Genomic DNA, 7,434 nt, shown 5'->3' on the forward strand with positions numbered 1-7,434 from the left:
ATATTACCTTTTGCTAACTCTGAAGCGATATCTTGAGAGCGACTTAATAATGCTTGTTGGGCAACTTCATCTTGAATTTGAGTTACCTGTTGTCTTAAAGATTTGAGAGCTTCTTCCGCCGCTTCTGTTTTATCTAAAGGAATTTTTAAAGCTCGCCGTTTTTTACGAGATTGTTGTGATTTTTGAAACAATCGAGTATAATAAAAAAAGGCAAAAATGGCTAATCCTAATAATATAATGATTAACAAAAGGAGCAAATTGACTAAAATCGGATTCCCTAAGCCAATGACTTGAGTATAAAGAACCGATAGGGAACTAATCAGCCAAATCATTAACCCTAAAATCAGGCAAATCCCAAAAATTAACAGTAAATAACGAGAAATAGGCATATTGCGATCGCTCCAACCTCAAATAAGCTAATTGATTCGTCTATTTCCATCTTAACTGGCTGAGAAAATTAATTCATCCTCCCTAAGTTTTTCTACACTATCAAGTTTTTAAATTTATTTAAAGTTTGCATTAATTAACCTATCTAAAAACTATTGAAAAATTAATCAGGCTTAAAGTCAATTCTATAGCCAGTTTAAATGAATTTTATAAAAGAGTCAACTTGATGATCAATCTCCCAAAATCCTGTAATTTTCGGGTAGGGGGGAGAAAACCTCACCCTAACGATCAATAACAATTAGGCTGTTGCTCAACCGATATCAAATTTTTGATCAAAATCCTTGATTTATGGTATGTTTTGAACCAGAGGCTAAAGCTAGAAAATCTGATTGATTATTCGTGATTTTGTCTCGACTGAATAGAAAACTTGAATATTTTTCACAAATGATATCTTTAAATCATTCTATCATTGTAGATTTTTGCCAGGTGAGTTATCACATCAATCAACGTTTCTTAGTTGACAACTTGAATTTTAAAGTTCATGCAGGTGAAACCTTAGTTTTATTAGGTCGTAGTGGAAGCGGAAAAACAACAACCTTAAAATTAATTAATCATTTATTAACTCCAACTCAAGGAGAAATTTTAGTTCAGGGAAAATCAATCCGTTTGTGGAATTTAATTCAACTGCGAAGACAGATCGGTTATGTGATTCAAGATGTGGGTTTATTTCCCCATTTTACCGTTGAACAAAATGTTGCTTTAGTTCCTAAATTACAACAATGGAACCCTCATCGAATTCATGAACGGGTCTATGAACTATTAAATTTAGTCAACTTAGATCCCTATCAATTTGCCCATCGTTACCCCCATGAACTCTCAGGAGGTCAACGTCAACGGGTGGGTGTTGCTAGAGCATTAGCGGCTGATCCACCTCTATTATTAATGGATGAACCCTTTGGTTCTCTTGACCCTATTACCCGTTTAGAATTACAACGAGAATTCCGTCGTTTGCAACAACAATTAGGCAAAACTATTATTTTTGTTACCCATGATATTCACGAAGCTTTTTTATTAGCTTCTCGTATTGGTTTAATGCTAGATGGACAATTAATATTTTTAGGGAATTCTACTGAATTTAAACAATCAAATCATCCTGAAGCTCAAGCTTTTTTAGACTGTTTGAGATTACCCTCTTAGTCCAATTTACTCATCTTAAAAACAATGATTAACTTTTTTAGCCGTTATGGCTCAGAAATTATCCAAAGAACAACTCAACACTTAATTTTAGTCGGAATTGCCATCACTTTAGCTGTTTTAATTGGAGTTCCGTTAGGAATTTTACTCACCCGAAAGCCTAAATTAAGTCAACCCATATTAGGATTTGCTAACATTATGCAAACCATTCCTAGTTTAGCATTATTTGGGTTTTTAATACCCCTACCGTTGATTGGAGGAATTGGCGATCGCACTGCCATTGTAGCCATTACGCTTTACTCCTTACTGCCAATTATTCAGAATACTTATGTCGGAATTGCTAACGTTGATCCCGCAGTTTTAGAAGCAGGAAAAGCGATGGGAATGACTGAACAACAGTTATTAATTCAAGTGGAAATTCCCCTAGCTTTAAGTGTTATTTTAGCCGGAATTCGAGTCGCCAGCGTGATTGCCATTGGTTTAGGAACCATTGCCGCTGCTATTGGTGCTGGCGGGTTAGGAGTATTAATTTTTAGAGGGTTAGCAACGGTCAATAATCAACTGTTATTAGCAGGAGCAATTCCGGCTGCAATCATAGCACTATTCGTTGATTTAGCACTAGGAAAACTCGAAAAACGCCTCAAAAAATCATGATTGTAATCAGAAAACTTTAGTCTTCACAAAGAAGGTTGAAGAATATTATAAATCGTTGATACTTGTTGATCATAATTTTCTTGGGTTAAAACCGGAATCATATTATCTAAAGGAATATTTTCCTGTAACTCAATCCAAGAACGACATCCGCCATAACTCGAATCATAGGGGATTTCATAAACTTTAGGTAGTTTATAGGTTCTGAGTAATAAAATATAAAGGGGTTGTTGGGGTTTAAATTGAAGGCGATCGCGCACAAAAACTTCATTCCAAATATGAAACGGCATTAACGCATTAATTAAAGATTGATCTTGAGAATTATTCCATGATAAAATATCAGTAATTTCAGCAAAACTACTAATTTTAACGGTTTCAGGATGCCAACCTGAAGAAACAAGCTGCACTTGATTAGCATATTCCGGTTTTAATAAAGTCGGTTGCTGATGTTCAAAGGTGGGATAGAGCAGAATTTTGTCCTGAGCAACGTTGAATTTTCCGCCTTGTTCCCGAATTCCTCCTTTTCTTAATAACAAAATCGTTTGACCTTGTTCTAAGGCTTGAATGGCAATCTTCCATTCTTTTAAAGCATGATTTGTTAAAGTTTCCATAGTAGAATGATCAATGCAAATTCATCTAATATTATATACAATGAGAATAACCTTAAACTCAGGAACTCAATATGGAAAAGCGAACTCTTGGTCAATCTGATATTTTAATCACTCCCGTTTTGATTGGAACTTGGCAAGCGGGGAAAAAAATGTGGGTGGGAATTGAAGATCAAGAAACCATTAAAGCCATTCGTGCTGGGTTTGAGGCTGGAATTACAACCGTTGATACCGCAGAAGTGTATGGGGATGGACACTCAGAACAAATCGTAGGAGAAGCTTTATCTGATGTGCGGGATCAAGTGATTTATGCCACTAAAGTATTTGCTAATCATTTGAAATATGATCAAGTCATTGAAGCTTGTGAACGCTCGTTAAAAAATCTCAAAACGGATTATATTGATTTATATCAAATTCATTGGCCGTCGGGATCTTTTAATTCAGAAAAGGTTGCCATTGAAGAAACGATGAAGGCTTTAAATGATTTAAAAACACAAGGTAAAATTCGAGCTATTGGAGTTTCTAATTTTTCCCGTTCTCAGTTAGAAGAAGCGGCACAATATGGCAGAATTGAAAGTTTACAACCGCCCTATTCTTTATTTTGGCGTCAGGTGGAAAAAGATTTGATGCCTTATTGTCAAAAACAGAATATTTCTATTTTAGCTTATTCTCCCTTAGCTCAAGGATTGTTAACGGGAAAATTTGGATCAAATCATCAATTTGCTGAAGGAGATCATCGGTCTAAAAATAAACTTTTTGCCAATAAAGATCATTATCAACGAGTTCAAAATGCTTTAGAACAATTACGACCCATTGCAGAACGTTATCAATGTCGTTTAGGACAATTAGCGATCGCTTGGTTAATTGCACAACCGCAAACCAACGCCATTGTAGGAGTCAGAAATGCAGAACAAGCCGAACAAAATGCTGATGCAGGGAATCTTAAAATTACCCCCGAAGATTTAGCAGAAATTGATAAAATTGGGCGGACTGTTACGGATTATTTAGATGATAGTCCGATTATGTGGGAGTTTTAATCATAAAATAATAGCAAGCCTAAATAGATTGTACCATCATAATCATCAGGCTGACTCATCATAAAAAATCAACACAAATCACCCTATGGGCGAGGTTCTCTCGCCCCTACGAACTAATTTAGACTTTCCCAGGATCAACTTAAAACGGTGCAGGAATTAACTGTAACGGCCCTAAACCTAACTCTTGAGGAGGAATTGAACGTACTTCTAATAAAGCCATCATATCCTTAAATTGAGGTTGACCCCGTGAAGCTCCAGTTAATCCCATCGCAATAATTAAACCACACCAACCTTTTGTTTTTTTACATCGTTGTTCCCATTTTTTACGGGCTTCTTGATGAACTGGGTCATCTTCAATAAACTCTCCAAATAAATGTAAATCTCCATCTTCTGTTTTCAAAATTCCTAAATCATAAGTTTGTCCCACCGTTGGATCTTCACCCGGATTAAAACAAATTCCTTCAAGTCCACCCGCCTCTTGTAAACTATGAATCAGCAATTCTGCTTTCGGTTTAGAGGTTTGAATCACAACCACAGGTAAACCATCCCCGACTTCAGGAATTTCTGTTTCTGCGGCTTGATGAAATTGGGTATTATTCCGCAAATATTTTGCGGTTTCCCAAGGAACAACACCTAAACTTAAAAAAGATTTAGGGGGAACTAAATCATCCCGTAAACGAGGAACTTCGATCTCAAATTCTTCATCGGTTTCTGATTCCTCATCCGAGGTCATTGCCGCTAATTCATCCGCAATATCGGGTAAAGTTTCTACCTTAACCGATACCTGTTTTTTCTCCCCATCGGGTAAATTAATCGGAATTCGATAGCGACGGCTGAGATTAGGAAATTGATAGCGAACTAATTTTTGACGATGATCTCTTAAAAATCGATGCAGTGCTTCTAAGGCGACTAAAACAACAGCCGCTTCTTCATCATATAGAATTGAACGTAATCCTTCTAAGGGGTGAAGATTGCCAAAATTAGGTTCGATTTCCGATAAAGGTAAAGTGGTAATATTAACAAAATTCTCGTCATCTTCTTCTAAATCATCTTCTCGATCAAAGGTGACAAATAAACAATCTTGAGTTAAAAAAGCTTCCTCTAAATTATCATAGGATTTATTTCTCACCACTCGTTCCCGAAACCGTTTTAATGAGTCCAAAGAACGATACATTAACACTCCATAATCCATCCCCAATTTACCCAAGGTGGAAATATATAACGTATCAATGCCAAATAGGTTTAATTCAATCGAAATAATTTGATGTTCCCCTAAGCGTTCCCAAGGAGCATCTTGCCAAATTTGATAAGCTTTTTCTGTAACAATCTCCGCATATTGCAGGGGAAGTTGGGGGGGGCGACTTTCTGCAACTTCTTGTAACCCTCGAAAAATTTCGTCAATCAGAGGTAAATCCGGTACATATTCAATGACAATCTCTAAATCTTGCAGAACACCGCGCAGGAAAAATTGAATTTCGCGATCTTTGACCACGATTTTTTGAGGACGAGCCACAGGTGCAGGGCTTTGGGGATGTTCCATTGCTCGTAGCAGCGTCCGCACGATCGCCTCTGGCCCCATATCCGATGGCACCATATCCATTGCGCGCACCATCCCTTGGGAACCATCCACCCAAATAATACATTCGCCCGTCGCTTCCGAGTCCGCGTCGAGGCTGGTGAGATTCGTATCCGGCGTCATCGGACGTCGATCGCCTTCCCAGACACTGGGAATTTGGGGTAAATTTTGGAGCCGACGAAGGGTTGAGTGATTGAGACGTGCCATCAAATTAATCTTCTCGTTGGATAGTTTCACCAGTTTTGACACTCCCCGCTCTGAAGAGACAAGGTTTCCAACCTCTAGGAGGTCTTGATGATGATGCCGCACAACCAATGGCTGAACCTGCCATATTGTAATGCAATGCTTTCTCTATGTTATCAATAAAACTGGGTTTAAAACTGGTTCATTAATCCCAGGGTTCCTGATATTGTCATTGATCAAAGATTTGAGCCAAAAATGTTCAACTCAAAAAGTTAGAAAAGTTTCCATTGTCTTAAACAAGTTACAATCAATTAAAAGCGATCGCAGTCCTATATTAAGCTTCTTGATGAGAAAAAAGTCCCCTGATTGAGTTTTTACCCCTAGACTCAGAAGGCTGAAGCCCCACAACGATGCTGTAGTCTGCGATAAAATATCAGGAATACAGAAACTCGATCAAAACGCCATTATTTTTTGATCACTCAAAACATTACAAAAGGAGTCAAGCTAACCCATGACACAAGCGACTCAAACCCCGACTCAAGGGGTGCAAATGACAGAATCAGCAATTAAGCAAGTTCAATTTCTACGCGAAAAGCAAGGAAAAGATCTTTGTCTGCGCGTAGGAGTCCGCCAAGGCGGTTGTTCTGGAATGTCCTATGCAATGGATTTTGCTGACCCTAGCACCATTCGCGAGGATGATGAAGTCTTTGATTATGAAGGGTTTCAGGTCGTTTGCGATCGCAAAAGCTTACTTTATATTTATGGCCTAGTCCTCGATTATAGTGATGCTTTGATTGGGGGTGGGTTCCAATTTACTAATCCCCAAGCAACCCAAACCTGCGGCTGCGGGAAATCCTTTGCGACTTGACACTCCCCGCTCTGAAGAGACGGGGATTCTACATTCTACGTCAGAATTTGCTCGCTTCAGGCTTTCACCAACCAGAGTAGAGACTCCAACTCCTGTAGCGTTACTTCGGGATTGCCCATCCCTAGCTTGTTTTGCAAGATTTAGAATATTCTTTGCAGCATTTGTATCTCTATGCAACTCACATCCACAATTACAAACATGGGTGCGGGTTGATAGAGATTTTTTCACAATTACCCCACAATTAGAACATTTTTGCGAAGTGAAATGGGGTGAAACCGGAATTGCTAATTTATCAAATTTAGCTGCAAAATATTCTATCCATTCTCTAAACAAATACCAACTAGCATCACTAATTGATTTAGCTAAACAATGATTTTTAACCAAATTTCTAACACTTAAATCTTCGTAGGCTACTAAGTCGTTAGACTTGCATACGTTACTCGCTAGTCTTTTAGCGTGTTCATTCCGTTGCCGACTTACTTTTAAATGTTTCTTAGCGTAAACTTTTCTAGCTTTGCGTCTACCCGATGAACCCTTAACCTTTTTATAGATTTGTCTCTGAGATTTTTTAATAGACGTTTCCGCCTTTCTCAAAAACTTGGGATTCGGTTCTTGATGTCCATTAGAGTCTGTGTAAAACGACTCAATTCCAACATCTAATCCGATTTCCTTCCCGGTTTTCGGTTGAATATCAGTGACGGTAATATTAAGACAAAACTGGCAGTAATATCCATCGGCACGACGAATTAAACGCACCCGTTTGATATCTTTAAGATTGTAAGTATGGATCTCCCATTTTCCCAACAATTTCAGCTTACCAATACCATTTTTGTCAGTAAAGGTGACTTGCCTTTTGGTGGGATGTAATGACCAACCCGATGTTTTGTATTCAACGGAACGGCCATCTTTCTGGAATTGGGGATATCCTTT

Annotated in this window: 7 protein-coding genes and 1 pseudogene; 4 read left to right on the plus strand and 4 right to left on the minus strand. The window is 38.1% G+C overall.

Going from position 1 to position 7,434, the window contains the following annotated elements; all coding sequences use genetic code 11:
- Positions 1-389 (minus strand): annotated as a pseudogene (locus tag ACKPEB_RS05755) (GTP-binding protein); the annotation flags it as partial.
- A 442-nt stretch (positions 390-831) separates the two neighbouring features.
- On the opposite strand from ACKPEB_RS05755, the gene ACKPEB_RS05760 reads away from it, so the two are divergent.
- Both ACKPEB_RS05760 and ACKPEB_RS05765 read left to right on the plus strand, forming a co-directional pair.
- Positions 832-1,584 (plus strand): ATP-binding cassette domain-containing protein, encoded by a 753-nt coding sequence (locus tag ACKPEB_RS05760; protein ID WP_408963877.1) that lies wholly within the window; start codon positions 832-834, stop codon positions 1,582-1,584.
- Between the two features lie 24 nt (positions 1,585-1,608).
- On the plus strand, positions 1,609-2,235 hold the full coding sequence (locus tag ACKPEB_RS05765) for an ABC transporter permease (RefSeq protein WP_408963878.1): 627 nt from the start codon (positions 1,609-1,611) through the stop codon (positions 2,233-2,235).
- Positions 2,236-2,258: 23 nt separating this feature from the next.
- Here the strand turns inward: ACKPEB_RS05765 and ACKPEB_RS05770 are convergent, their stop codons facing one another.
- Positions 2,259-2,843 carry a DUF1802 family protein gene (locus tag ACKPEB_RS05770; protein WP_408963879.1) on the minus strand — a complete coding sequence of 195 codons (585 nt, stop codon included), beginning with the start codon at positions 2,841-2,843 and terminating at the stop codon, positions 2,259-2,261.
- A 71-nt stretch (positions 2,844-2,914) separates the two neighbouring features.
- On the opposite strand from ACKPEB_RS05770, the gene ACKPEB_RS05775 reads away from it, so the two are divergent.
- On the plus strand, positions 2,915-3,877 hold the full coding sequence (locus ACKPEB_RS05775) for an aldo/keto reductase (RefSeq protein ID WP_408963880.1): 963 nt from the start codon (positions 2,915-2,917) through the stop codon (positions 3,875-3,877).
- A gap of 139 nt (positions 3,878-4,016) precedes the next feature.
- Here ACKPEB_RS05775 and ACKPEB_RS05780 read toward each other — a convergent pair whose 3' ends face one another.
- Positions 4,017-5,660: a DUF6930 domain-containing protein gene (locus ACKPEB_RS05780; RefSeq protein ID WP_408963881.1), complete on the minus strand. Its 1,644-nt coding sequence runs from the start codon at positions 5,658-5,660 to the stop codon at positions 4,017-4,019.
- Positions 5,661-6,147: 487 nt separating this feature from the next.
- Between ACKPEB_RS05780 and ACKPEB_RS05785 the strand changes: the two genes are divergently transcribed.
- A complete protein-coding gene (locus tag ACKPEB_RS05785; protein WP_408963882.1) occupies positions 6,148-6,504 on the plus strand; it encodes a HesB/IscA family protein in 357 nt (118 codons plus the stop codon).
- Here ACKPEB_RS05785 and ACKPEB_RS05790 read toward each other — a convergent pair.
- A partial coding sequence (locus ACKPEB_RS05790) for an RNA-guided endonuclease InsQ/TnpB family protein (protein ID WP_408963883.1) occupies positions 6,403-7,434 on the minus strand: 1,032 nt, incomplete at its 5' end. The two genes, ACKPEB_RS05785 and ACKPEB_RS05790, sit on opposite strands and share 102 nt — an antisense overlap.

The sequence above is a fragment of the Planktothrix sp. genome (genome assembly GCF_046067725.1).
Taxonomy (GTDB): domain Bacteria; phylum Cyanobacteriota; class Cyanobacteriia; order Cyanobacteriales; family Microcoleaceae; genus Planktothrix.

Excerpts from the sequence above, each read along its gene's own strand:
- ACKPEB_RS05785 (WP_408963882.1), top strand. The coding sequence starts at position 6,148 with ATGACACAAGCGACTCAAACCCCGACTCAAGGGGTGCAAATGACAGAA.
- ACKPEB_RS05760 (WP_408963877.1), top strand. The coding sequence starts at position 832 with ATGATATCTTTAAATCATTCTATCATTGTAGATTTTTGCCAGGTGAGT.
- ACKPEB_RS05770 (WP_408963879.1), bottom strand. The coding sequence starts at position 2,843 with ATGGAAACTTTAACAAATCATGCTTTAAAAGAATGGAAGATTGCCATT.
- ACKPEB_RS05765 (WP_408963878.1), top strand. The coding sequence starts at position 1,609 with ATGATTAACTTTTTTAGCCGTTATGGCTCAGAAATTATCCAAAGAACA.
- ACKPEB_RS05780 (WP_408963881.1), bottom strand. The coding sequence starts at position 5,660 with ATGGCACGTCTCAATCACTCAACCCTTCGTCGGCTCCAAAATTTACCC.
- ACKPEB_RS05775 (WP_408963880.1), top strand. The coding sequence starts at position 2,915 with ATGGAAAAGCGAACTCTTGGTCAATCTGATATTTTAATCACTCCCGTT.